The sequence below is a fragment of the Neobacillus mesonae genome (assembly GCF_001636315.1).
Classification (GTDB): domain Bacteria; phylum Bacillota; class Bacilli; order Bacillales; family Cytobacillaceae; genus Neobacillus; species Neobacillus mesonae.
This window is the reverse complement of sequence record NZ_KV440949.1, coordinates 1,359,424-1,383,518: the sequence shown is the minus strand read 5'-3', so window position 1 is coordinate 1,383,518 and position 24,095 is coordinate 1,359,424. Positions and strand designations below refer to the sequence as shown.

Here is a 24,095-nt window from a genome sequence, read left to right as displayed (position 1 = left end):
AAAAAAAAGCGATTGCTTCTTAAATGGCAATCGCTTTAACATTCGCATTAAAATACTTGCTCAACTTCGACAACGCCTGGAACTTCTTCCAAGAGCGCTCTTTCGATTCCTGCTTTAAGTGTGATCGTTGAGCTTGGGCAGGACCCGCATGCACCTAACAAGCGCAGTTTCACAATACCATCTTCAACATCAACTAATTCACAATCCCCGCCATCGCGAAGAAGAAATGGGCGTAATTTATCTAATACTTCTGAAACCTGTTCAAACATTTCTTGTTCTGACATTTTACTCGACTCCTTTCCTAATTATATTATACTGATACCTGTAGTAAAAATCCATTATCAGAAATTGGACTAATACCTAAAAAGTATTTTCTTAAGTTTAACCTAGGAATATAGTAAAATAAAAGAAAACGAAGAGGAATGATTTTATGGAATTTACCGAGGTTGAAATTGTTCTTTATGGTGCCGAACAATTATGTCCAAGCTGTGTGAACCTGCCATCTTCTAAAGAAACGTATGAATGGCTGGGAGCGGCGATTGCAAGAAAGTTTCCAAATCAGCCGTTTTCAATGAGTTACGTTGATATCTATCAGCCGCCAGAAGACGGTGAAAAAGGGGAATTTGCCAAAAGAGTTGTGGAAGAGGATATGTTTTACCCAGTAGTGGTCATAAAAGAAAAAGTGGTCGGTGAAGGAAACCCCCGCCTCAAAACCATCTTTGCAGAACTGGAGAAATACGGATATAAAGCTGAATGATGGAAAGATGAAAGGTGTCAGGCACCATGTAAAAAAAATTCACATGGTACCTGACACCTTATTTTATTAACCGTTATGGAACTTATATAACCAAAGTATGCCTGATTTTAATAGGCGGGCTACGCGGCCTGTGATGGCGCGGTCGGCCATCATTCCGAAGCCTTGTTTCTTTCCAAGAGAGCCGAGGACACCTTTTAATTTAATTGGCGGAAATTCAGCTGGCGGCTCTTCGCCGTTCCAGCGTTTGCGCAATACTTCTACAATTTGTACCGCTTGTCCTTCAGCAAGCTGCGCGCTTGGAGCATGAGGCAGGCTCGCACAATCACCAAGAATAAAGATATTTCCATCATTTGGCAAATGATGGCGAGGAGTAATCACTAATCTGCCAGATCTGTCTTTTTCCGTATCCATGTTTTGGACGACCTTATTGGCTTGAATCCCTGCTGTCCAAACAATAACATCACATTTTATCGGTTTGTCATTGTTATACAACGTATTTTCTTCCACTCGAGTGATATTGGAATTATTAATAATTTCAACATTATGCTTCACAAACCAATTTTCAACATATTTACTTAAACGGTCTGGGAATGCGGAAAGAATATGTTTTCCACGATCGAATAATTTAATATTTAAGTCGCTTCGGCTTTCACTAAGTTCGCTGGCAAGTTCAACGCCGCTAAGGCCCGCACCGACAATGCCAACTACTGAGCCAGGTCCTAAATTATTTAATGCGGAATAAGTCTTGCGGGACTTTTCAATACTTTGAATGCTATAAGTGAATTGATCGGCACCCGGAACATTATGGTATTTGTCCTCACAGCCTAATCCGATGATGAGATCATCATAGGAAATTGATTCATCATCTTTCATTAATACTTTTTTATCCTGCGGTTCAATACTAATGACCTCACCATACTTCACAGTGAGCTGAGGATGCTCTGGAAAGTCAACCCGCACCTCTTTATCCGATATTGTACCGGCGGCTAAGGCATAGTATTCTGTTTTTAAACAATGATACGGGACGCGGTCAACTAATGTGATTTTTACATCTTCTGGCAGGTTATTTGGCAAAAGTTCGCTGAGGATCTTCATGCCGCCATAACCGCCTCCAAGAATAACAAGATTTTTCATTTTAATTCCCCTTTGTGAAAGCAATAAGAAATTTTTATATTTATTTTGTTCCAATAGCAGTGTTTAAATTGAATAATTATCGTGGGATATTATTGTAATATGTACTCTCCCTTTTAACACACAATATTGAGTATATCGAAAGTGTGTCAAAATAACAACACTTATACCGATTTATCTTGACAAATATGCCAAAGGCATGGTAATTGACGGTTAAAGGGAAAAATAGTAGGATAAGTAGTTGTGGAGAGGTGAACATATGATAAAACCGATCATTGAATTCTGTATTAGTAACCTTGCAAGTGGTTCACAGAAAGCACTGGAAAAATTAGAAAAGGATCCTGATTTGGATATTATTGAATATGGCTGTCTCGGTTATTGCGGGATTTGCGCCAGAAATTTATATGCACTTGTGAATGGAGAAGTTGTCACCGGAGAGACCCCGGAGGAATTGGTTGATAATATTTATCAATACCTAGAGGAAAATCCGATGTTTTAATGAAATGGGGAGTGGAAACTCTCCATTTTTCATTTGTATTCATATACTGAAAGTAAGGTCAAATTATTTGAGTACTGACCAAACGATGTTATACTGTAGAAAAGCCTTATTATTTAAAAGGAGGGGTTTCCTTGAGTAAGGATATTGTTATTTTAACAGAAGCTGCATCACTGCAGATTAAAGATATGATGAAGCATAATGAAGAAGAAGGAGCTTTTTTACGTGTCAATGTAAAAGGCGGCGGCTGCAGCGGATTATCATATGGTATGGGCTTTGACCATGAGGCAAATGAAGCTGACCATCAGTTTGAACAATATGGAATTACCATTTTAGTTGATAAAGAAAGTGCCGCCATTCTCCAGGGAACAAAAATTGATTATAAACAATCCATGATGGGCGGCGGCTTTACTATCGAAAATCCGAATGCCATCGCATCATGCGGCTGCGGGTCATCATTCCGTACGGCAACAGCTGCCGGTACACCGGAAGAGTGTTAATAATAGGTAAAGGCGTCCAAATAATGGGCGCCTCTGTTATTTTATTTATCAAACATGGATGAACTGTGTAATGGCTGGATTTTAGCTTTTGGATCGATGAAGGCTTTTGCATTATTCACGGCTGTTGGGGCTTCTCCGAAACCGGAGGCGATTAATTTGACTTTGCCATCATACGTACAAATATCGCCGGCAGCATAAATGCCTGAAATGTTTGTCTCCATTTTGGAGTTTACGATAATGGAGTTCTTTTCAATAGACAATCCCCATTCCTTGATTGGGCCAAGGGAAGATACAAAGCCATAGTTACAAATAACAGCATCTACATCAATCGTTTCTTTGCTCTTGTCGGTAACGCCTTCAAGCACTACTTGGTTGATGCCATTTTTATCACCAATTAATTCGGAGGGAACAAATGGTGTTTTTACGTCTACTTTTGAATTAAATAAGTTTTCAACGCTATGCTCGTGGGCCCGGAATTTATCACGGCGGTGTACAATCGTTACTTTTTCAGCGATAGGCTCAAGCATTAAAGCCCAATCAACTGCAGAATCTCCGCCTCCAAATACGACCACTTTTTGTCCGGCAAAAAATTTAAGGTCATTGATAAAATAGTAAAGATTTTTCCGTTCATATTGTGCCGCACTTTCAAGCTCCAAGCGGCGTGGCTGAAAAGCGCCATTTCCAGCAGTGATAATGACTGTTTTGGAATAATGTACTTCTTTATTTGTAGTCATTTTAAATATGCCGTTTTCTTGTTTTTCAAGCTTTTCAACGGATTGCTCCAGTGCAACTGTGGGCTCGAATTTTGCCATTTGTTCTTTAAGGTTATCAATTAATTCTTGAGCGCGAACCTTTGGAAAGCCCGCAACATCATAAATATACTTTTCCGGATACAGGGCTGATAATTGACCGCCGAGCTGCGGCAAGCTTTCAATAATTTTCACTGATGCCTGCCTCATTCCCCCGTAGAAGGCAGTAAATAGACCGACGGGACCTCCACCAATAATGGTAATATCATAAAGATTCTGGTCTTCGTGCATTATGTATCCCCCCAACTATTAGTAACAATTTCTTTCACTATCATACCATAAAAAGAAAATTCTAACATCTCCCATGGAAATATTCGGTTAAGTCCTTAGTATCTATGATATTTATCCAAAGACGGATTATTTCCTATAAATTAGGTAAATAATTTGCTTAAATTGCTTGAAATAAAGTGGAAAGTAGCATAAGATGTATTAGGGAATATTGTTAAGATTTTGTGACAAATTTAGTACATTTTTATGGAAAAGCAGGAAAGTTCAACCTTTTTTTAATAGAAAGATAGAATAACGATTTTTAATCTGGAAATCGTTTATTTCTTTGTAGATGTTCGTGAATTTTATCACATACATTTTCTTGCTATTTAAAATAAAAATGTACAATAAAGTGGAAGATAATAAAAACAAAAAAAGGTGGAAGTGATAAAGTTGAGAAAGCCAAAAATCGTTATCCTTGGTGCCGGTTACGGCGGGTTGTTAACGACTGTACGCTTGCAAAAGCTGATTGGTGTTAATGAAGCGGACATTGTGTTAGTCAACAAAAATGATTACCATTATGAAACTACCTGGTTACATGAAGCTTCAGCTGGTACACTTCATCATGACAAAGTACGTTACGATATTAGTGCAGTAATTGACCGTAGTAAAGTGAATTTTATTCAAGACACAGTTGTTGAGATTAACAAAGACGAAAAGAAAGTTATGTTAGAAAAAGGTGAAGTTGAGTACGATTACCTTGTGATTGCACTTGGCGGTGAACCTGAAACATTTGGTATTAAAGGCTTGAAAGAGTTTGCATTTGGAATTACGAATGTCAATTCTTCCCGCCAATTACGTGAGCATATTGAATACCAATTTGCAACATATAACATGGAAGAAGTTAAAGACGACAATCGTTTATCAATTGTTGTTGGCGGTGCGGGTTTCACAGGAATTGAATTCTTAGGTGAATTAACTAACCGTATCCCTGAACTTTGCCATGAGTATGATGTTGATCAAAATAAAGTGAAAATTACCTGTGTTGAGGCAGCACCAACCGTTCTTCCTGGCTTTGATCAGGAACTTGTCAACTATGCTGTATCTCAATTAGAACGAAAAGGTGTTGAATTTTTAATTGGTACAGCCATTAAAGAAGCAACATCAGAAGGCATTTTGGTTGCCAAGGGTGATCAAGAGCCGTGGGAAATTAAAGCTGGGACAGTCGTATGGGCAGCAGGTGTTCGCGGTAACGCAATTATTGAAAAATCAGGCTTTGAAGCAATGAGAGGGCGCGTTAAGGTTCAGCCTGATCTTCGTATCCCTGGTTTTGACGCTGTATTTGTCATTGGTGACAGCTCATTAATCATCAATGAAGAAATTAATCGCCCATATCCGCCGACTGCACAGATTGCCATGCAGCAAGGTGAAGTTGTTGCTCGTAATATTGCCGCTTTAATTCGCAACAAGCAGCAGCTTGAAACCTTTAAATTTGACAACAAAGGTACAGTTTGCTCATTAGGTGAAGACGATGCTATTGGTGTTGTATTCGGTAAGAAAATTACCGGTTCTAAAGCTGCCTTCATGAAAAAAGTCGTAGATAACCGCGCGCTTTACATGATTGGCGGAGCATCGCTTGTATTGAAAAAAGGTAAATTAAACATGTTCTAATAGTGAGCTTTTAAAAAGACAGGGATTTCTCAATCCTGTCTTTTTTTGTTAATCTTTTCACATTATTTCTAAAAATTTTGAAAATTTAAGTAACGATTCAAAAATAAAAGAAAACTTACTATGTATCCGCTTTCTGGCTGGAATTTTGCGTAAATATCATCCTTTTCATTTTGACGATTTCTTGATATATTATCTGAAAATTAAGTTAATAAAAAGGAGTGAAAAAGATGACAGCGAAAAATATAGAAACAAAAAATTGTGACTATTGTTCAGGGGCCGGCTATTTCCAATTAGTTCTTGGAGGATCGGAAACTTGTTCCTGCTGCGGGGGAACTGGAAAGAAAGCAGAATAATGTCAAGAGAACAGCTTCTTCGAATTGTCGAAGGAGTTTTTCTTTTGTCACGTCTTATTCAAGTGATAATTTTATTGACTCCCTTTCTTCCATTCAGTACACTAAAAGTTGATGTGTAGAGGGGGATTCCAATGAACATTGTTGTTTTATTAATATCAATCTTATTATTTTTTGTCTTATTTTTTGGTATTGGTTTTATCTTAAATATGATATTGCGCATGACTTGGGTAATGGCCGTTATTTATCCAATCGTTGCTATTTTAATTATCGATAAAGTTCGTTTTGTAGAATATTTTACGAACAGTAAATATGCCTTCAAAGAGCTAGGACATCGGTTCACTACCTTAGCCACTGCTGATATAATTATATTATTAAGTGGATTGGCGGGCGCAATCGCCTCTGGAATTACGATTAAGCTTTTACGAAAAAATGGATATCAAATGTTTTAAAGACCTTTTTCCAAAGGTCTTTTTTATTTTTCCATTCCTTGTCTGAATAATTCCTTCCTTCTTGGGAATGAATATTTTGGGAGGAGTGAAAAATTTTGATGAATATAATGAAAAAATGGACAAAGCGGTTTGTCATGATCTGTCTTTTTTTGATGGCCTTATTTGTAACATTCCAATCCCTTTCCGGTGTAAATGCGAAAATTTTGATTGACCGCTTAGAAGATGCACTTGCAGCCAGTGAAAATGTTTCCGGTACCCCTTCATTAGAAGATGCTTTTGATTGGTCCAAATATCCTAAGTATACCGTTACTGCAACGGGCTATACAGCAGGATTTGAATCAACAGGAAAAAATAAAGGCCATCCGGAATATGGAATTACCTATTCTGGAGTAAAAGTGAAACGTGACCTATTTTCTACCATTGCAGCTGATTTAAGTGTCTTCCCAATTGGGACGATTCTGTTTATTCCTGGTTATGGCTATGGTGTCGTAGCTGACAAGGGAGGAGCAATCAAAGGAAATAAATTAGACCTTTACTATGAGACAGTTGAAGATGTTTACCGGTTATGGGGGAAAAAACAGGTCGATGTGTATATCATCCAAAAAGGTAATGGCAAATTGACCGAAAAGCAGCTTCTGGCGTTAAATGAAGATAAAACAATGCAAGTGTTCCGTCAAGCTTATATTAAATCTGAGAAAAGATAAGACAGGCTGCCCGCCTGTTTTTTTGCGTTGTCGGCCGCCATTCCTTAAAATAAAGTAGAAAGGCATGGAAAGGTGGAGACTGGGATGGAAGATTACCCACTCGAGTATTATGAGTTTTTTGTCAGCTTTAATGAAGGCGATTATTATACATGTCATGATTTGCTTGAAGAAATGTGGATGACGGATAAGCAGAATTTATTTTTAAAAGGGTTATTACAAATGAGTGTTGCCATCTACCATTATGAATATGGGAATGTTAAGGGTGCTCGGATGATGATGCTCACTGCCTATTATTATTTGCAGGACTACCGGCCAAAGCATTGGGGTTTGGATTTAGAGAAGGTGTATCCGTTTATCGAGGAATGCTTGATGACATTTCCGATAGATATTGACAGCATCCCATACGAACGGATTGATGAGCTGCCAAAGCTTTCGACATTAGTTCTTTATCTAGAAGATGATTAGAAAGTCGAAATGATTCTGTTTCTTCGCTATAATTAAATACGAATAATGCGGAGGTGAATGTGGATGTTTCAGGTGAAAAAAGAATTAGATTTAACGGCTGAACATGAGGGCTTGGTTATTGGTCTGTTTGATAAACCAGAGAAGTTTTTAGGTCATTTGGCAAACCTTGACGAGAGCTTTAACGGTCAATTAACTGATCTTGTTAAATCAGGAGATATTTCAGCCAAGCTTAAAAGTATCAGTAAAGTACATAGTTTAGAAAAAATTGGAGCTAAAAGAATTTGGTTTGTCGGTCTTGGCAAGGAAAAGGAACTATCCTTTGATAAACTGCGTGAGGCTTTTGGCAAGCTGTTTAAAGAAGTGAAGGGCAGTAAATTAACGCAGGCAGCTGTTTATCTGGATTCCTTCGTTACGGATGAATTGGATGCCTTAGATGCGGCCCATGCTTTAAGTGAAGCATGCGAGCTTGCCACCTATCAATTTGAGGGATACAGGCAAAAATCCAATGAACCGGAGAAGCGACTTGAAAGTCTCACGGTTTATAGTGCATCAGATGAAGAAGAGGGCGTTAAAGCTTCCTTAACGGTTGGCTATGCTTTTGGGAAAGGAACCAACTCTGCAAGAACGCTTGTTAATACTCCAGGGAATATGCTGACAGCAAACGACCTCGCAAACTATGCTGCTGAATTAGGAGCAAAATACGATTTTGAAGTAGAAATTTTGGATAAAGCAGACATTGAGAAGCTTGGAATGGGGGCCTTTTTGGCTGTAAACCAAGGTTCAGCTGAGCCGCCAAAAATGATTGTGCTGAAATATCAAGGAAAAGAGGAATGGAAGGATGTTATCGGCTTAGTCGGTAAAGGGATTACCTTTGATACGGGCGGATATTCGATTAAAACAAAAGCCGGTATTGTTGGGATGAAAACTGATATGGGCGGTGCGGCTGCGGTCCTTGGGGCAATGGAAATTATCGGGGAAATCAAACCGGAGCAGAATGTTGTTGCCGTCATTCCTTCAACTGATAACATGATCAGCGGTGGTGCCTTTAAGCCGGATGATGTCATCACATCAATGAGCGGTAAAACAATCGAGGTATTAAATACGGATGCTGAAGGGCGTTTAGTATTGGCTGATGCGGTTACTTACGCAAAGCATCACGGAGCAGGGTATTTAGTAGATGTTGCAACATTGACCGGCGGTGTGATTACCGCACTTGGCCTTCATACAACCGGCGCGATGACGAATTACGAGCCGTTATATGAGCAAGTATTAGAGGCTTCGATGGAAGCTGGGGAGCAAATGTGGCAGCTGCCATTATTTGAATCGGAGAAGGAGCGGGTGCGTAATAGTGAGGTCGCCGATTTAAATAACTCGCCCGGCAGAGAAGGACATGCTATTGTTGCAGGTGCCTTTATCGGTGAATTCGCTGAAGGTACCCCTTGGGTTCATTTGGATATTGCCGGGACTGCTACTGCTTCAAAAGCCCATGACCTTGGACCGGCCGGCGCAACAGGAGCCATGGTCCGCACACTGGCATTGTTCGTCGAACGGTTTGAACCGATTGAAAAATAATTGCTAACCTCCCTCAAAAAAATTTAGAGGGAGTTTTTTCCCTAATCAATAGCCCGCCCACTCCAAAAGCCTCCTTTCAGCATATGAAATAGTATAGGCAAATATAAAGGAGGTAAGGGCCTACATGTACCCATATTATCGAAGTCCCTATCCGGTTGCTGACCAAAGGTTTGTCGGCGCCTGGGGATGGCCGTTGTTGGCAGTCGGCGGGCTTGGCTTTTTAGGTGGATTAATTGGCGGCGGTATCGGAGGCGCTTGGGGAGCTTCCACAGCGCTTCGTCCTCCATTCGCCTACGGCTATCCAGGTTTTGGAGGATACCCAGGCTTCGGCGGATACCCAGGCTTCGGCGGATACCCGGGTTATTATTAGCGATTGAAAAAACAGCTGCGGCTGTTTTTTTATTTTAAAAAAGGAAAATGGTGTTGGAAAAAAGAATAGTTGTTATTGACACTATATAAGACGGAGGAATGAAAATGATTGAAAATACATTAATCGCGGCTTTAGGAATGGAAATCACGTATTTGGAAGAGGGAAAGGTTGTCGCGACGATGCCGGTTGATGAGAGAACTCGTCAGCCCTTTGGTATCCTGCATGGCGGTGCCTCTGTCGCCTTGGCGGAAACAGTAGCCAGCCTCGGTGCTTATGAGCTGGTGGATAAGGAGACGGAGGCAGTGGCCGGACTTGAAATTAATGCAAACCATATCCGTTCAAAAGCAGAAGGGATTGTCACAGCGGTAGGAACCGTGCTGCACCGCGGCAGAACGACCCAGGTTTGGGATATAAAAATAACGGATGAACAAGACCGTCTGATTTGCGTATCAAGATGTACCATGGCGGTTATTAAAAGGAATAAATAAAGGATTCGGGTGGGGAAATTCCCCATCCGTTTTTTGTTTTTTATTGTAGAAAAATTTAAAAAATTCCACCGAAAATCTGTTATAATGAAAGATATAAAAAATAGAAAAAAAGCACAGTTTTTTGTACAGGTTTGTCAATATAATGTAATAAGAATTTTTATTATGAAAGGGGTGAAGATGATGAGAGCGAAGCGGCAGTATTTGTTTATTGATTTTGAATTTTCCATGCCTGAACGAAATGTCCGCGTGAAAGATTTTTTTGCGGAAATTATTGAGGTGGGTATTGTCGCCGTCGTAGATGACCAGATTATCGAGCAATTTTCTTCTTATGTGACTCCTCTTAAATTCCCGAAATTATCCGAACGTTGTAAGTCATTCTTACATATTACACAGCAGCAAGTGGATTCTGGGCTTTCTTTTTACGATTTTATCCGGAAACTGGAGGAATTTAATAAAATTAATCTAGAAACCATGATTGTCACTTGGGGAAATATGGATATGAAAGTGCTGCGCCATAACTGTTTACAAGCAGGGGTTAAATTTCCGTTCCAAGCCGCAGAATTAGACCTTTCCATGGAATATAAGCGGTTCTTTGGTGACCAAAATCAAACAGGCCTTTGGAAGGCGGTTCAGGAATATGGTAAGGAAGGGACAGGCAGACACCATCGGGCACTTGATGATGCCTTGACTACCTACAATATATTCAAGCTCGTTGAAAAGGATAAACGTTATTTGGAAAAACCGAAACCAACAACCATTGGGGACAGGGTGGATTTTTCAAAATTATTAAATGAATTTGCTTAAATGGCCAAATCAATTCATTCGATTTGGCCATTATTATTATCCTTTAAAATAATCCTTTTCCAAGGATTGATACATTTGAAGACTTTTCTCAGCCCACTCAGATGTATTTTCCACAAGCTCCTCTTTGGCTTTATCCACCGCTTCTTTTAAAGAATCCAAATAATTTGGTACTTCACCTTCATATGGCTTCACCATTTGTTTTGGGATATTCGCTTGTTCCCTGAATGCCAGTGCACGCCGTTCGTGGAAAATCAGCACATCGGCATTTTTCGGGCTATGTAAGTCTCCCTGCATTGGATGCTTTAAAACACCAAGCACTCTAACCAGATAATGCTGCGGACGAATATCGGTGATTTCCCCAATATATTTTCCTGTCTTATAAATTCCTGTGACAATTGAACCAATTTGTACTTCAGCCATAAAAAACACTCCTAATCGGTAGTTTACTACTTCCATTTTAGTATGAAAACGATAAAATGAAAAACATAGTGTAATAAAGTGAAAATTGGAGGGAAGATAAATGAGAAAGAGCTTGATCAATTTATTCACTCTTTTAGCAATTGTTCTTGTACTTTCCGCATGCGGGACAAGCAATAATACCAAATCGGAAAAAGAAACAAGTTCTGCTCCTAAAACAGAACAAAAGGAAGGGGATCAAAAAGTGGCCAATTCTGTATATCCTCAGCTTTCAAATGATGTAGCTGAAAATGAACGACTTGTGGAAATGGAAACATCGATGGGTAGTATTAAAATTAAGTTATTCCCTGATTATGCTCCAAAAGCGGTAGAAAACTTTGTCAAGCATAGTGAAGAAGGATATTTTGATGGCTTGATTTTCCACCGGGTAATCAAAGATTTCATGATTCAAGGAGGAGATCCTAACGGCAATGGAACCGGTGGCACGAGTATTTGGGGGACTCCGTTTGAGGATGAATTTACGCCTAATTTGTTTAACGTTAGAGGGGCTCTTTCGATGGCAAATTCCGGTGCTAACACGAATGGCAGTCAGTTCTTTATTGTACAAAGCAGCAGGCTTGATCCTTCGATGAAAGAACAGATGGAAAAAGCGGGTTATCCGATGGAAATGATTGAGGCGTATGCTAAACATGGCGGTACACCATGGCTTGACCATCGCCATACGGTTTTTGGACAGGTGATTGAGGGAATGGATATTGTCGATAAGATTGCGAATACGCCTGTTGATGAGAAGGACAAGCCAAAAACGGATGTTGTCATACAAAAAATAAAGGTATTAAAATAATCGGTTTTCTTGGATGAATGACTTTTTACTGTTATAATTACTTTCTGGATAGGTCCTTTAAAAGAAAGGAAGTAAGAAGATGTTTCATTCACTAGTATTGTCGCTGTTTTTATATTTCCCTGAAGATAAATCAGAATATATTCCGGCTGCTATTAGTTTTGTGATTTTTTTAATTGGTGCTTTTATTACGATGAGATTAATTGTGAAACACTCTAAAAAAGAAGCGGCAAAAGCAAAGAAATTAGAAGAACAAATTTTAAATAATAGAACGTCTGATAAGAACAGCTGAAGCAGGCTGTTCTTTTTTGTGCTTACCCTTATCGTATAAATTTTCAGGGATTTGCCTATACTAATGGCAAATTGTCGATTTTGGGGGTTGTGGTTTTGAAGAGAATTTGGGGTATTATTCCGTTTCTTCTTTTGACTGGATGTATGGAAAAGGAAATTACGAAGGCGAATGTGAAGATGTATAATGCGGACGGTGATTCGCTGGGTACGATTGAATTGCAGGAGCAGTCAAGCGGTGTTAAAATGGCCGTGAATTTAAAGGGGCTGCCGCCTGGTGAGCATGCGATTCATATTCATGATACAGGAAAATGCAAGGCACCTGATTTTAAATCGGCAGGCGACCATTTTAATCCGGAAGACAAGGAGCACGGTCTTCTTCATCCAAAAGGAGCGCATGCTGGTGACCTGCCAAACTTGATTGTGGAAGATGATGGGTCTGTCAATGCTGAATTGATGGCACCTAATGTAACATTAAAGGATGGCAAGAAATCAGTGTTTACAAAGGAAGGGACGTCTATTGTTATTCACCAGGGGAAGGATGATGGCATGACACAGCCTTCTGGTGATTCCGGTACGCGGATCGCTTGCGGGGAAATATCTAATGATAAAAAGAAACCAGGTCAAAAGGAAGCGCAGGATGATTAGAAAAGCATAGGTGCCTGAGTTGAACAAATAAAAAGAGGGTTCTTCCATACACTGGAAAGTGCCCTTTTTTTATTTTTATAGGTACAAACCTAAGCTTATCCGAAAAATTGTACATACACTACCATGAGATTATTTAGGAGGGATTTTCATGGAGAAAAGACAATACGGCGGGGGATTAGGACAGCTTCCACAAATGGGCTATCCGCAAATGGGAGGCTATCCGCAAATGGGAGGCTATCCACATATGGGGGGCTATCCACATATGGGAGGCTATCCACATATGGGGGGCTATCCACATATGGGAGGCTATCCGCAAACAGGTGCAGGACTTCCACAAATGGGCGGTTACCCGCAAATGGGTGGTTATCCATCATCAATGTATCCGTCTTACGGACAACGTAAGAATAAAAAGGATAAGAAATAATAAGATTTACGATTGAATTAGTGTCTAATGAAAGGCCTGTTCCTAAGGGACAGGTTTTTCAACTTGATTTCTTTCTTTTTTTTATTAAAAATAGGTTTAGGATTCTTCATGTGATAGGAGACATGTAAAGATGGACAATAAGTTATTTTATAAAGACCAATACATAAAATCTTTTTCTGCGGCTGCGATCAAACAGGAACAGGATGAAGATGGCGGCTGGTATGTCGTTTTAAACCAAACTGCGTTTTATCCAACCGGCGGCGGCCAGCCCTTTGATACTGGAACAATCGGCAGTCAAGAAGTTGTAAATGTGGAAGAAATAGACGGAGAAGTTCGCCATTATCTTAAAGCGCCGCTGGAAAAAACGGAAGGTGAAATTCATTGTACTCTTGATTGGGATAGGCGGTTTGATCATATGCAGCAGCACTCCGGCCAGCATATTTTATCAGCGGCGTTTGACCAATTATTCACCTATCAAACAGTCGGTTTTCATCTAGGAAATGATATTATCACAATTGATTTGGCGACAGAGACATTAACGGAAGTGGAAGCGGCAAAAGCCGAGGAGCTGGCAAATCAAATTATTATTGAAAACAGACCGATTGAGGTAAAATGGGTAACGGAAGAAGAGCTGTCCCAATATCCTCTGCGAAAAGAGACGAAAGTAAAGGAAAATATCCGGCTTGTGATCATTCCTGATTTTGATTATAACGGCTGTGGCGGAACCCATCCGCATGCAACTGGAGAGGTTTGTGCCATAAAAATATTAGATTGGGAGAAACAAAGGAAGAATATTCGCCTTCAATTTGTTTGCGGCAATCGGGTAATGAAGCAATTGGGACAAAAGCAAAAGCTATTACTGTCTTTAACTAGGCTGCTAAATGCTCCTGAAACTGGCATGGAGCAGGCCGTTACTCGTTTGATGGAAAGCGGTAAATCATTGGAGAAATCACTGGAGACGGCCCGTGAACAGCTTCTTCGGTATGAAGCAAAGGAAATGATGGCCAAGAGCGCTGAGCCATGCCAAATGATCAGCGGTGTTTTTCACAATCGTTCGATTCAAGAGCTGCAAAAGCTGGCCCGGTTTATTGTGGCGGAGGATGTTAATGCACTAGTAGTAGCGGCGGCGGAAAATGAAGACCGTCTCCAGCTTGTATGTGCAAGAGGCGCTGGGAGGACAGAGAATATGAAAGACTTAATTAGCCAAGCGTTATCCTCGATTAACGGTAAAGGTGGAGGAAATGCTTCATTTGCCCAGGGCGGCGGTGAACTTTGTTTTTCAGGAGCGCAAATTATCGGGCAGCTGGCCGAGTTTTTAAAAAAGGATCCTTTGCATAAGTCCTAAAAAACTGGCGGCAAAGGATGAACATATTTATTAAGTAAATAATAAAAATAATATTTTACACCATGAGAGGATGGATCAGATTGAGCAAACAACAAATTGGTGTGGTTGGTGTCGGTGTAATGGGGAAAAGCCTTGCCCTAAATTTTGAAAGCAAAGGTTTCTCCGTTTCTATTTACGATCTTTCAGAAGAAAGAATAAATGAAATACTAATGCAGCATAAAGGCAAAAACATCGTCGGTACCACAAAAGTTGAAGCATTCATTCAATCGCTGGAGCGCCCGCGTAAAATTCTATTAATGGTAAATGCCGGAGTTATTACTGATAAAGCGATTGAATCACTGCTGCCGTATTTAGAAAAAGGGGATATTCTGATTGATGGCGGCAACACGTTCTATCAAGATACGATCCGTCGAAATAAAGAACTGGCCGAAAAAGGGATTCTTTTTATTGGCGCAGGGGTGTCAGGCGGAGAAGAAGGAGCCCTTAAAGGTCCTGCGATTATGCCAAGCGGCCAGAAAGAGGCCTACGAGGCCGTTGAACCGCTATTAACATCCATTTCAGCGAAGGTTAATGGAGAGCCGTGCTGTACATATATTGGTCCTGATGGTGCAGGGCATTATGTGAAAATGGTCCATAATGGCATTGAATATGGCGATATCCAGCTCATTTGCGAGGCCTATCATTTAATGAAATCGCTGCTTGGATTGTCAGCTGCGGAATTCCATAAAGTATTTAAGGAATGGAACGAAGGTGAACTTAATAGCTATTTAATTGAAATTACCGCTGATATTTTTACAAAAGTTGATCAGGAGACCGGAAAACCATTAGTTGATGTGATTCTTGACCGGGCCGGACAAAAGGGTACTGGCAAATGGACAAGCCAAAATGCACTTGATATCGGCGTGCCATTATCGATGATTACCGAATCCGTTTTTTCACGTTTCCTATCAGCGATGAAAGAGGAACGGGTCAAGGCAAGCAAAGTGTTAAAAGGACCGACCCAGAACAAATTTATCGGCAATAAACAGGAATTTATTGAACAAGTTCGTAAAACGTTATATTTTAGTAAAATTATTTCCTATGCTCAAGGCTTTTCACAATATAAGGCCGCTTCGAACGAATACGGCTGGGACTTGAAGCTGGGGGGAATTGCGAAAATCTTCCGAGGCGGCTGCATTATCCGGGCAGCATTTTTGAATAATATTACGGATGCCTATGACCGCAATCCCAATTTAGATAATCTGCTGCTTGATTCTTATTTCCAATCGATTACCGCTGATTATCAGGATGCTGCCCGTGAAGTAATCGCTACAGCAGTTAAGACTGGTATTCCTGTTCCGGGGATTTCTAGTGCTCTAGCGTATTATGACAGCTACCGCACTGAGGTACTTCCGGCTAATTTACTTCAGGCACAGCGGGATTATTTTGGCGCTCATACCTATGAGCGCATCGACAAGGAAGGTACCTTCCATACTGATTGGCTGGAAAAATAAGATTGCCCCAGACGTGATTTTCACGTCTGGCTTTTTAATATATGGATATTTTTGTATACTTAAACTAAATTGATGAAATGGGGGCGTTGTTAATGGGTTTTTTGGATGGATTGATGGGAAATGCTTCGGAAGTGAATGTTGCTGATATTCAAAAGGATTTTGCAAAGGTTTTGGCACCGAGTGAAAGAATCGAACGGGCCTATAAACTGATTAGGGATATGTTTATCTTTACCAACAAGCGCTTAATATTAGTGGATAAGCAAGGAGTAACCGGCAAAAAGGTGGAGTACCATTCTATCCCGTATAAAAGCATTACGCATTTCAGTATCGAAACCGCAGGGAATTTTGATTTGGATGCTGAACTGAAAATTTGGATCTCCGGCAACGCGCTGCCGCTGCAAAAACAATTTAATAAGAACTTAAACATTTACGAGCTGCAAAGTGTATTGGCGGAGTATGTTTTGAAATAAAATTTTTAATATTAAGGGTCTGACCCCACAATTCATATAGTGGGGTCAGACCCTTTTATTTAGTTATTTAAAGGCCATTTTTAAACGATTAAGTCCTTCGATTACGTGTTCCTTTGGACAAGCAATATTCATTCTGACAAAGCCTTCGCCGCCTAGGCCGTATTTTGTACCCGGCTCTAAGGCAAGCCTTCCTTTTTGAAGCAGTGAGGCCCGCAGTTCTTGATCTGACAACCCAAGCTTGCGGCAGTCAAGCCAGAGCAAGTAGGTTCCTTCTGAATCGATACAAGTGATTTCCGGCAGATTTTCTTGTAAAAAGTTTAATACATACTGTTTGTTATCCTGTAAGTATGCCATTAACTCTTCAAGCCACGCTTCCCCCTCAAGGTATGCCGCTTCCATGGCAATGATGCCGAAAGTATTAAGGGTGAAGAAGCCTTGACGTTTTAACGTATCATCAAATTGTTTACGTAATGTGTTATTTTTAATAATCGCAACAGAAGCCTGAAGACCTGCTAAATTAAAGGTTTTACTTGGAGCAATGCAGGTAATCACGTTCTCTGACAATGTCTCCGTTATGGATGCGATTGGTGTATGTTTATATTCTTTGTAAACCAAATCGGAGTGAATTTCGTCTGATAGAATGAGGCAGTTATACTTTAGGCATAATTCCCCCATTTGGAGCAGTTCATCCTTCGTCCACACACGGCCGCCAGGGTTATGAGGGCTGCATAAAAGGAACAGCTTGCAGCCTTTCTTCAGTTCTTCTTCAAAGGCGGCAAAGTCAATCCTGTATTGATTCCCCTCCAGGATCAACGGTGAATTGACGACGGTTCTGTTATTCTGTTTAATCATTTCGAAAAAAGGTGTGTAAACAGGAGATTGCAGCAGCACCCGGTCGCCTTCCTCAGTAAACGCCTGAATGGCGGTACTGATGGCCTGCACCACACCGCTGCAATATAACAGCCAAGAACCATCAATTGTCCAGCTGTGTCTTTTTGACACCCATGCTGCAATTGCCTGCTTCGTTGATTCCGGGATAAATGTATAGCCAAAAACCCCGTGATCGGCACGTTTTTTGATTGCCTCGATAACAGCCTGGGGTGGTTTAAAGTCCATATCCGCAACCCACATTGGCCACAAATCAGTTTCGCCAAATATCTCTTTCGTTGCTTCCCACTTGACTGAAGCTGTGTTCAAACGGTCAATTTTTTCATTAAAGAATGTCATAAACTGGCCCACCTCCAATATTTTCAACGAACCTACTTCTTATGATAAAATATTTTCAGCAAATGTTAAAATAATAGGGGTTACGATTATGAGAAAAGAAGTGCAGACAAACTTAAAGTTAGTCGATTTATTAACGGAATGGAACCCGTTTCAATTAGATAATGAAAGTTATGAAACAGAAATAGCCGATTGTATTCAAGCCGTTCATATGTACGAGCATCCATTAACCTTGGCGAAGAAGATTCAAAGTATTTATGAGTTTTCATTTGAAAAAATCATACCGCTCGAAAGCTGTATGGAAATAGCGGTGGAATTATTAAAAGTGATGGAGGACCAGGATTCCTGTTCCATTTAATTTTGCCCAAAAAAAAGTGGACAATCCGATTGGTTGTCCACTAAAAAAGGGGGGAATACTAGAAAGCTTATGTCATTATATTTGCCAAGTTTCCCCTTTCTTATACTTAAAAAGCGAAAAAAGCGGAAATATTTTTCCCGCTTTTTTATTAGCCTTTGGCAGGCTCGCTGTTTTTAAGCTTATCTAATAGATCGGATGCCGCAATATCAAGAACAGTAGATAACTTTAAAATTGTTTGTGTACTAGGAATTTGTTCTCCAGATTCATAATTCTCAATCGTTTGTGTGCCCACTCTAACTTTTTGCGCTAATTCCTCTTGTGTCATCTTCCGCATTTCTCGTGCCGTTTTGATTGTTTGACCAATTGTACTCATACTGTTCACCTCTCATAGTTATACTTTCCTATTATAATTTTATCATGATTTCAAATTTTTTTCTTATTCTTAATTTGAATATTATGTTACGATTTTCTTACATTGTCTATTTTTTGCTAAAATTAGTGATGATTGTCCAGGTTAGTTTTTGATTTCCATTCCCTTATTATGATATAATTTTATACTGCGTATATAGGGGTGTAAATTATTATCTATTTAGGAGTGTTTTCATGAGTGGAAATATTGAAACGGGAAGTATTATAACAGGTAAAGTAACAGGTATTCAGCCATATGGGGCATTTGTAGCATTAGACGAAAATACACAAGGACTTGTCCATATTTCGGAAATTACTCATGGATATGTAAAAGATATTCATGATCACCTTAAAGTGGGCGACGAAATTAAGGTGAAAGTGTTATCAGTTGACGAGGAAGCTGGAAAAATCGGCCTTTCCATTAAGGCGACCGAAGAGCCCTCCGTTCAAGCTGCACGTCCAAGAAAGCCGCGCAGACGCCAGGCTGCAGCGATTATTCCTGAAGGTGAAGGTCAGCAGGGCTTCAACACGCTGAAAGAAAAACTTCAAGAATGGATTGACCAATCCCAGGGTGAAGATTTAATTAAAAAATAATAAAGAGTGGAAAGAAGCCTAAGATTCTGTGAGGATGAGTCTTAGGCTTTTTTGTGTGGAGTTTTAGCCGGGGAAAACGGGTCTTTGTTAAAATTTTGTAACATTCTTTATCAGCTCCTAGGCTACAATAGAAATATATGACCAATTAGAAGGCGAGGAATGAGAGTGAATACAAGTGTAAATTCACAAAAAATCATTGAGCAAACAGAGAAATATGGCGCCCATAACTATCATCCGCTGCCAATTGTTGTATCACGGGCAGAAGGTGTTTGGGTGGAGGATCCGGAAGGCACTAAATACATGGATATGCTTAGTGCCTATTCTGCTGTAAACCAGGGTCATCGCCATCCAAAAATTATCCAAGCGTTAAAGGACCAGGCAGACAAAGTTACCTTGACTTCACGCGCCTTTCATAATGACCAGCTCGGTCCATGGTACGAAAAAATCTGTAAGCTAACAAACAAAGATATGGCGCTGCCTATGAATACAGGGGCTGAAGCTGTGGAAACTGCCTTTAAGGCGGCACGCCGCTGGGGCTATGAGGTTAAAGGAATCCCAGATAACCAAGCGGAGATTATTGGCTGTAACGGTAACTTCCACGGTAGAACAATGACAGCGGTGTCTCTGTCATCGGAAGAGGAATATAAACGCGGATTCGGTCCGATGCTGCCGGGAATTAAGCTGGTTCCATACGGGGATATCGAAGCTTTGAAACAAGCGATTACACCGAATACAGCCGCCTTTTTAGTAGAACCAATTCAAGGCGAGGCAGGGATTGTGATCCCTCCGGAAGGGTACATGAAGGCGGCATATGAGCTTTGCAAGGAAAATAATGTATTATTTATTGCTGATGAAATCCAGGCCGGCTTAGCACGTACCGGAAAAATGTTTGCCTGTGAGTGGGAAGGGATTGAACCGGATGTTTATATACTTGGAAAAGCGCTCGGCGGCGGGGTATTCCCGATTTCTTGTGTTGTGGCCAACAAAGATATTTTAGGTGTATTTAACCCCGGTTCACACGGGTCGACCTTTGGTGGGAATCCAATGGCCTGTGCGGTTTCCATCGCTGCCCTTGATGTTTTGATTGATGAAAAATTGGCACAAAAATCATTAGAGCTTGGGGAATATTTTATAGAGAAATTAAAGCAGATTAACAACCCTATGATTAAGGAAGTTCGCGGCCGCGGTTTGTTCATTGGTGTTGAATTGAACGAAGAGGCCCGCAAATATTGTGAGCAATTAAAAGAAGAAGGGCTGCTATGTAAGGAAACACATGAAAGTGTGATTCGCTTTGCACCGCCGCTTGTGATTACTAAAGAAGAATTGGATTGGGCGATTGAGCGGATTCACAAGGTGCTTGGATCGTAATAAATGGTAAAAGAAAGCCGGGAAAAGCAGTCTTCTCCCGGATTCCTTTTATCTGGTTCGATTCACTTCAGACTCAATGACGAACTCTTTCTCCTGTTTAAAAAATAATCCAAGGTTCACCAGCCCTGCAGCTCCGATCAAACCATAAATGATCTTGGCCAGTTCATCATTTCGGCCGCCAAAACTACTCGAGATTAGATCTATCTGAAAAAAAACAAGTAACCCCCAATTAATCGCGCCGATAATGGTCAGCATTAGGGCGATGCGTTGAATGGGACTCAAACTGCTTCCCCCCTTTTTAAATTTTTATGATTAGGATTAGACGGAGGTAAATATTCTATTCAAATCAATTTGGCAAACTAGTTTTTTGCAAAATATCGTATTTTACATAATAATGAAAAATGAATTGGAGGGATCAATTTGCAAAACTTTACATTTTATAATCCAACAAAATTGATTTTTGGAAAAGGGGAACTTGAACAGCTAAAAACAGAGGTTCCGAAATACGGGAAAAAGGTGCTCCTTGTTTATGGCGGTGGCAGCATTAAGCGGACCGGACTTTATGAAAAAGTGACCAGCCTGCTTCAGGAAATTGGAGCGGAAGTTTTTGAACTTCCCGGTGTCGAACCTAATCCAAGGATATCAACGGCACGAAAAGGGGTTGAGATTTGTAAGCGGGAAGGAATTGACTTCTTGCTTGCAGTTGGCGGCGGCAGTGTAATTGACTGTACTAAGCTAATTGCGGCCGGGTCTAAGTATGATGGCGACCCTTGGGATTTAGTTGTGAAAAAAGCATTTGCGACCGAGGCCCTGCCGTTTGGCACAGTTTTAACGATAGCGGCTACTGGTTCAGAAATGAACTCAGGATCAGTCATTACAAACTGGGAAACAAACGAAAAATATGGCTGGGGAAGTCCTGTAACGTTCCCGAAATTCTCCATCCTGGATCCGGTGAATACTTTTTCTGTTCCAAAGAATCAGACCATTTATGGCATTGTTGATATGATGTCGCATGTTCTGGAACATTATTTCCACCTCGACGAAAATACCAATTATCAAGACCGGATGTGTGAGTCCTTGCTGATCACGATTATGGAAACTGCTCCTAAATTGCTTCAAGACTTGGAAAACTATGATGCTCGCGCAACGATTCTTTATGCGGGGACAATGGCTCTGAATGGTACTTTAAATATGGGTTACCGCGGTGACTGGGCTACCCATAATCTTGAGCATGCTGTGTCTGCCGTTTATGATATTCCACATGGCGGCGGGCTGGCGATTCTCTTCCCGCACTGGCTGGAGCATAACATCAAGGTAAAGCCTGAGCGCTTCAAGCAGCTGGCAGTTAGAGTATTTGAAGTCGATCCAGAAGGGAAAACTGCAGAACAAACAGGCCTAGAAGGAATTCGAAAACTGCGGGATTTCTGGACCAGCATCGAGGCTCCAGTCCGTTTGGCTGATTACGACATAGATGACAGCAAAATCGACATCATGGCAGACCGAGCAATGGCAAACGGAGAATTTGGCAATTTCACCAAATTAAACCGCCAAGATGTACTGGCAATTTATCGTGCAGCACTATAAAAATTAGCTGGGTGTCAGGCACCATGTGAATTTTTCACATGGTGCCTGACACCCGATTGAAACCTTATAAAATTGGTCGCGCTTACAAGATGGAGGTTTCTTGCTAATCTATCTGGCATAGGTTAAAGTGATTATTGAAAATAAAATAATGGAGGATCATAGATGACACACGTTCGTTTTGATTACTCAAAAGCACTGCCATTCTTTGGTGAACATGAGCTTACTTATTTACAAGACGCTGTCAAAGTCGCCCATCATTCACTACACGAACAAACTGGGGCAGGGAGCGACTTTTTAGGCTGGATTAACCTCCCGACAGACTACGACAAAGAAGAATTCTCTCGGATTCAAAAAGCTGCGGAAAAAATTAAAACTGACTCAGATATCCTTTTAGTCATCGGGATTGGCGGTTCCTATCTTGGAGCGAGAGCTGCAATCGAAATGCTGAACCACAGCTTCTACAATGCCTTGCCGAAAGAGAAACGCGGCACACCGCAAATTATTTTTGTTGGAAACAGCATAAGTTCTACATATATGAAAGATGTAATTGACCTTCTTGAGAACAAAGACTTTTCGATTAATGTGATTTCTAAATCAGGTACTACAACTGAACCTGCGATTGCCTTCCGGATTTTCCGTAAGCTGTTAGAAGAAAAATATGGAGCAGAGGAAGCACGTAAACGAATTTTTGCTACAACAGACAAAGCAAGAGGGGCATTAAAAACTTTAGCAGACGAAGTAGGCTATGAAACCTTTGTTATTCCGGATGATGTCGGCGGCCGTTACTCGGTGCTTACAGCAGTAGGCTTACTTCCAATTGCGGCAAGCGGTGCGGATATTGAAAAAATGATGGAGGGGGCTGCTAAAGCACAAGAGGACTTTAGTAAATCCGAGCTAAAGGAAAATCTAGCTTACCAATACGCTGCTGTCCGCAATATTTTATATAACAAAGGCAAAACTATTGAAATGCTGATTAATTATGAGCCAGGTCTTCAGTATTTCTCTGAATGGTGGAAGCAGTTGTTCGGCGAAAGTGAAGGGAAGGACCAAAAGGGAATTTATCCTTCTTCCGCGAACTTCTCAACAGATTTACATTCTCTTGGGCAATATGTCCAAGAAGGACGCAGAGACCTTTTTGAAACAATCGTTAAGGTGGAACAGCCGCGCCATGAATTAACCATTGAAGCAATGGAAAATGATTTGGACGGATTAAATTACTTAGCTGGTAAAACGGTTGATTTTGTCAATAATAAGGCGTTTGAAGGCACAATGCTGGCGCATACTGATGGCGGTGTACCAAACTTAATCGTCACGATTCCTGCGATGGATGAGTACACATTTGGCTACCTGGTTTATTTCTTCGAAAAGGCATGTGCTATGAGCGGCTATTTGCTTGGTGTTAACCCATTCGATCAGCCGGGTGTCGAAGCCTATAAAGTCAATATGTTCGCCCTTTTAGGCAAACCAGGATTCGAAGAGAAGAAAGCAGAACTTGAAAAAAGGCTAAAATAAAAACAATACTTTTTAAAAGGAGTTTGATTACGATGGCAGAAAAACAATTTACAATCATTGATGAAACAGGTATTCATGCAAGACCGGCAACATTATTGGTACAGGCAGCCGGCAGATTTAATTCTGAAATCAATATGGAATACAAAGGCAAAAGTGTCAATTTAAAATCAATCATGGGCGTTATGTCCTTAGGAATCCCTAAAGGCGCAGAAATCAAAATTAGCGCTGAAGGCAGCGACGCCGACGAAGCCCTTAAAGCACTAGAAGAAACACTTGTAAACCAAGGCTTAGCAAAATAAAGAACACTAGGGTGTCAGGCACCATGTGAATTTTTCACATGGTGCC

Annotated in this window: 32 protein-coding genes; 25 read left to right on the top strand and 7 right to left on the bottom strand. The window is 40.6% G+C overall.

What is annotated here, in order from left to right; translation table 11 throughout:
- Nucleotides 1–47: 47 nt before the first annotated feature.
- Nucleotides 48–284 carry a NifU family protein gene (locus tag A6749_RS06930; protein WP_066386774.1) on the bottom strand — a complete coding sequence of 79 codons (237 nt, stop codon included), beginning with the start codon at nucleotides 282–284 and terminating at the stop codon, nucleotides 48–50.
- 146 nt (nucleotides 285–430) lie between these two features.
- Between A6749_RS06930 and A6749_RS06925 the strand changes: the two genes are divergently transcribed.
- Complete coding sequence (locus A6749_RS06925) at nucleotides 431–757, top strand: YuzD family protein (RefSeq protein WP_066386773.1); 327 nt, start codon at nucleotides 431–433, stop codon at nucleotides 755–757.
- A 66-nt stretch (nucleotides 758–823) separates the two neighbouring features.
- Here the strand turns inward: A6749_RS06925 and A6749_RS06920 are convergent, their stop codons facing one another.
- Nucleotides 824–1,891 (bottom strand): NAD(P)/FAD-dependent oxidoreductase, encoded by a 1,068-nt coding sequence (locus tag A6749_RS06920; protein ID WP_066386765.1) that lies wholly within the window; start codon nucleotides 1,889–1,891, stop codon nucleotides 824–826.
- A 256-nt stretch (nucleotides 1,892–2,147) separates the two neighbouring features.
- Between A6749_RS06920 and A6749_RS06915 the strand changes: the two genes are divergently transcribed.
- Nucleotides 2,148–2,387 (top strand): YuzB family protein, encoded by a 240-nt coding sequence (locus A6749_RS06915; RefSeq protein ID WP_066386760.1) that lies wholly within the window; start codon nucleotides 2,148–2,150, stop codon nucleotides 2,385–2,387.
- Nucleotides 2,388–2,518: 131 nt separating this feature from the next.
- Nucleotides 2,519–2,884, top strand: coding sequence for a HesB/IscA family protein (locus A6749_RS06910; protein ID WP_084797672.1), 366 nt, complete (start codon nucleotides 2,519–2,521; stop codon nucleotides 2,882–2,884).
- A 41-nt stretch (nucleotides 2,885–2,925) separates the two neighbouring features.
- Here A6749_RS06910 and A6749_RS06905 read toward each other — a convergent pair whose 3' ends face one another.
- On the bottom strand, nucleotides 2,926–3,924 hold the full coding sequence (locus tag A6749_RS06905; RefSeq protein WP_066386753.1) for an NAD(P)/FAD-dependent oxidoreductase: 999 nt from the start codon (nucleotides 3,922–3,924) through the stop codon (nucleotides 2,926–2,928).
- 420 nt (nucleotides 3,925–4,344) lie between these two features.
- On the opposite strand from A6749_RS06905, the gene A6749_RS06900 reads away from it, so the two are divergent.
- The 9 genes from A6749_RS06900 (at nucleotide 4,345) to kapD (ending at nucleotide 10,776) form a co-directional block, all read left to right on the top strand.
- On the top strand, nucleotides 4,345–5,571 hold the full coding sequence (locus tag A6749_RS06900; protein WP_180321122.1) for an NAD(P)/FAD-dependent oxidoreductase: 1,227 nt from the start codon (nucleotides 4,345–4,347) through the stop codon (nucleotides 5,569–5,571).
- A gap of 227 nt (nucleotides 5,572–5,798) precedes the next feature.
- Nucleotides 5,799–5,924: a YuiA family protein gene (locus A6749_RS28325; protein WP_161487118.1), complete on the top strand. Its 126-nt coding sequence runs from the start codon at nucleotides 5,799–5,801 to the stop codon at nucleotides 5,922–5,924.
- Between the two features lie 125 nt (nucleotides 5,925–6,049).
- Nucleotides 6,050–6,373: a YuiB family protein gene (locus tag A6749_RS06895; protein ID WP_066386746.1), complete on the top strand. Its 324-nt coding sequence runs from the start codon at nucleotides 6,050–6,052 to the stop codon at nucleotides 6,371–6,373.
- 98 nt (nucleotides 6,374–6,471) lie between these two features.
- Nucleotides 6,472–7,077, top strand: a complete 606-nt coding sequence (locus A6749_RS06890; RefSeq protein ID WP_066400863.1) for a 3D domain-containing protein — start codon at nucleotides 6,472–6,474, stop codon at nucleotides 7,075–7,077.
- An 84-nt stretch (nucleotides 7,078–7,161) separates the two neighbouring features.
- Nucleotides 7,162–7,542, top strand: a complete 381-nt coding sequence (locus tag A6749_RS06885; RefSeq protein WP_066386743.1) for a DUF309 domain-containing protein — start codon at nucleotides 7,162–7,164, stop codon at nucleotides 7,540–7,542.
- Between the two features lie 63 nt (nucleotides 7,543–7,605).
- Entirely contained in the window at nucleotides 7,606–9,114 is a 1,509-nt protein-coding gene (locus tag A6749_RS06880) for a leucyl aminopeptidase (protein WP_066386740.1), read from the top strand.
- A gap of 124 nt (nucleotides 9,115–9,238) precedes the next feature.
- On the top strand, nucleotides 9,239–9,484 hold the full coding sequence (locus A6749_RS28730) for a hypothetical protein (protein ID WP_066386730.1): 246 nt from the start codon (nucleotides 9,239–9,241) through the stop codon (nucleotides 9,482–9,484).
- 104 nt (nucleotides 9,485–9,588) lie between these two features.
- Nucleotides 9,589–9,972 (top strand): hotdog fold thioesterase, encoded by a 384-nt coding sequence (locus A6749_RS06870; protein WP_066386728.1) that lies wholly within the window; start codon nucleotides 9,589–9,591, stop codon nucleotides 9,970–9,972.
- 180 nt (nucleotides 9,973–10,152) lie between these two features.
- The gene (gene kapD, locus A6749_RS06865) at nucleotides 10,153–10,776 is read left to right on the top strand and encodes a 3'-5' exonuclease KapD (RefSeq protein WP_066400862.1); all 624 of its coding nucleotides are present in this window, start codon (nucleotides 10,153–10,155) and stop codon (nucleotides 10,774–10,776) included.
- 36 nt (nucleotides 10,777–10,812) lie between these two features.
- On the opposite strand, the gene A6749_RS06860 is transcribed toward kapD, so the two are convergent.
- Nucleotides 10,813–11,196, bottom strand: coding sequence for a kinase-associated lipoprotein KapB (locus tag A6749_RS06860; protein WP_066386726.1), 384 nt, complete (start codon nucleotides 11,194–11,196; stop codon nucleotides 10,813–10,815).
- A 100-nt stretch (nucleotides 11,197–11,296) separates the two neighbouring features.
- Here A6749_RS06860 and A6749_RS06855 point away from each other — a divergent pair, with 100 nt between their 5' ends.
- The 7 genes from A6749_RS06855 (at nucleotide 11,297) to A6749_RS06825 (ending at nucleotide 16,702) form a co-directional block, all read left to right on the top strand.
- A complete protein-coding gene (locus A6749_RS06855) occupies nucleotides 11,297–12,037 on the top strand; it encodes a peptidylprolyl isomerase (protein WP_066386719.1) in 741 nt (246 codons plus the stop codon).
- Nucleotides 12,038–12,116: 79 nt separating this feature from the next.
- Nucleotides 12,117–12,326 (top strand): hypothetical protein, encoded by a 210-nt coding sequence (locus tag A6749_RS06850; RefSeq protein ID WP_066386716.1) that lies wholly within the window; start codon nucleotides 12,117–12,119, stop codon nucleotides 12,324–12,326.
- Between the two features lie 143 nt (nucleotides 12,327–12,469).
- Nucleotides 12,470–12,970, top strand: a complete 501-nt coding sequence (locus A6749_RS06845; RefSeq protein ID WP_127490027.1) for a superoxide dismutase family protein — start codon at nucleotides 12,470–12,472, stop codon at nucleotides 12,968–12,970.
- Between the two features lie 148 nt (nucleotides 12,971–13,118).
- Complete coding sequence (locus A6749_RS29270) at nucleotides 13,119–13,394, top strand: hypothetical protein (protein ID WP_066386707.1); 276 nt, start codon at nucleotides 13,119–13,121, stop codon at nucleotides 13,392–13,394.
- Between the two features lie 130 nt (nucleotides 13,395–13,524).
- Nucleotides 13,525–14,739, top strand: a complete 1,215-nt coding sequence (locus A6749_RS06835) for an alanyl-tRNA editing protein (protein ID WP_066386702.1) — start codon at nucleotides 13,525–13,527, stop codon at nucleotides 14,737–14,739.
- An 80-nt stretch (nucleotides 14,740–14,819) separates the two neighbouring features.
- Nucleotides 14,820–16,232 (top strand): NADP-dependent phosphogluconate dehydrogenase, encoded by a 1,413-nt coding sequence (gndA, locus tag A6749_RS06830; RefSeq protein WP_066386701.1) that lies wholly within the window; start codon nucleotides 14,820–14,822, stop codon nucleotides 16,230–16,232.
- A gap of 92 nt (nucleotides 16,233–16,324) precedes the next feature.
- Entirely contained in the window at nucleotides 16,325–16,702 is a 378-nt protein-coding gene (locus A6749_RS06825) for a PH domain-containing protein (protein WP_066386699.1), read from the top strand.
- Between the two features lie 63 nt (nucleotides 16,703–16,765).
- On the opposite strand, the gene A6749_RS06820 is transcribed toward A6749_RS06825, so the two are convergent.
- Entirely contained in the window at nucleotides 16,766–17,929 is a 1,164-nt protein-coding gene (locus A6749_RS06820; RefSeq protein ID WP_066386697.1) for a MalY/PatB family protein, read from the bottom strand.
- A gap of 88 nt (nucleotides 17,930–18,017) precedes the next feature.
- Between A6749_RS06820 and A6749_RS06815 the strand changes: the two genes are divergently transcribed.
- Nucleotides 18,018–18,284 carry a DUF1871 family protein gene (locus tag A6749_RS06815; protein ID WP_066386687.1) on the top strand — a complete coding sequence of 89 codons (267 nt, stop codon included), beginning with the start codon at nucleotides 18,018–18,020 and terminating at the stop codon, nucleotides 18,282–18,284.
- A 148-nt stretch (nucleotides 18,285–18,432) separates the two neighbouring features.
- Here the strand turns inward: A6749_RS06815 and A6749_RS06810 are convergent, their stop codons facing one another.
- Nucleotides 18,433–18,657: a helix-turn-helix transcriptional regulator gene (locus A6749_RS06810; RefSeq protein ID WP_066386683.1), complete on the bottom strand. Its 225-nt coding sequence runs from the start codon at nucleotides 18,655–18,657 to the stop codon at nucleotides 18,433–18,435.
- 230 nt (nucleotides 18,658–18,887) lie between these two features.
- Between A6749_RS06810 and yugI the strand changes: the two genes are divergently transcribed.
- Nucleotides 18,888–19,286 carry a S1 domain-containing post-transcriptional regulator GSP13 gene (yugI, locus tag A6749_RS06805; RefSeq protein WP_066386674.1) on the top strand — a complete coding sequence of 133 codons (399 nt, stop codon included), beginning with the start codon at nucleotides 18,888–18,890 and terminating at the stop codon, nucleotides 19,284–19,286.
- Nucleotides 19,287–19,445: 159 nt separating this feature from the next.
- Nucleotides 19,446–20,654, top strand: coding sequence for an ornithine--oxo-acid transaminase (locus A6749_RS06800; protein WP_066386671.1), 1,209 nt, complete (start codon nucleotides 19,446–19,448; stop codon nucleotides 20,652–20,654).
- A 48-nt stretch (nucleotides 20,655–20,702) separates the two neighbouring features.
- On the opposite strand, the gene A6749_RS06795 is transcribed toward A6749_RS06800, so the two are convergent.
- Nucleotides 20,703–20,936 (bottom strand): DUF378 domain-containing protein, encoded by a 234-nt coding sequence (locus A6749_RS06795; protein WP_066386669.1) that lies wholly within the window; start codon nucleotides 20,934–20,936, stop codon nucleotides 20,703–20,705.
- A 138-nt stretch (nucleotides 20,937–21,074) separates the two neighbouring features.
- Here A6749_RS06795 and A6749_RS06790 point away from each other — a divergent pair, with 138 nt between their 5' ends.
- The 3 genes from A6749_RS06790 to A6749_RS06780 all read left to right on the top strand — a co-directional run bounded on the left by A6749_RS06790 (nucleotide 21,075) and on the right by A6749_RS06780 (nucleotide 24,049).
- Nucleotides 21,075–22,238: an iron-containing alcohol dehydrogenase gene (locus tag A6749_RS06790; protein ID WP_066386664.1), complete on the top strand. Its 1,164-nt coding sequence runs from the start codon at nucleotides 21,075–21,077 to the stop codon at nucleotides 22,236–22,238.
- A gap of 162 nt (nucleotides 22,239–22,400) precedes the next feature.
- Nucleotides 22,401–23,750: a glucose-6-phosphate isomerase gene (locus A6749_RS06785; RefSeq protein ID WP_066386661.1), complete on the top strand. Its 1,350-nt coding sequence runs from the start codon at nucleotides 22,401–22,403 to the stop codon at nucleotides 23,748–23,750.
- Between the two features lie 32 nt (nucleotides 23,751–23,782).
- Nucleotides 23,783–24,049 (top strand): phosphocarrier protein HPr, encoded by a 267-nt coding sequence (locus A6749_RS06780; RefSeq protein WP_066386659.1) that lies wholly within the window; start codon nucleotides 23,783–23,785, stop codon nucleotides 24,047–24,049.
- Nucleotides 24,050–24,095: the final 46 nt, after the last annotated feature.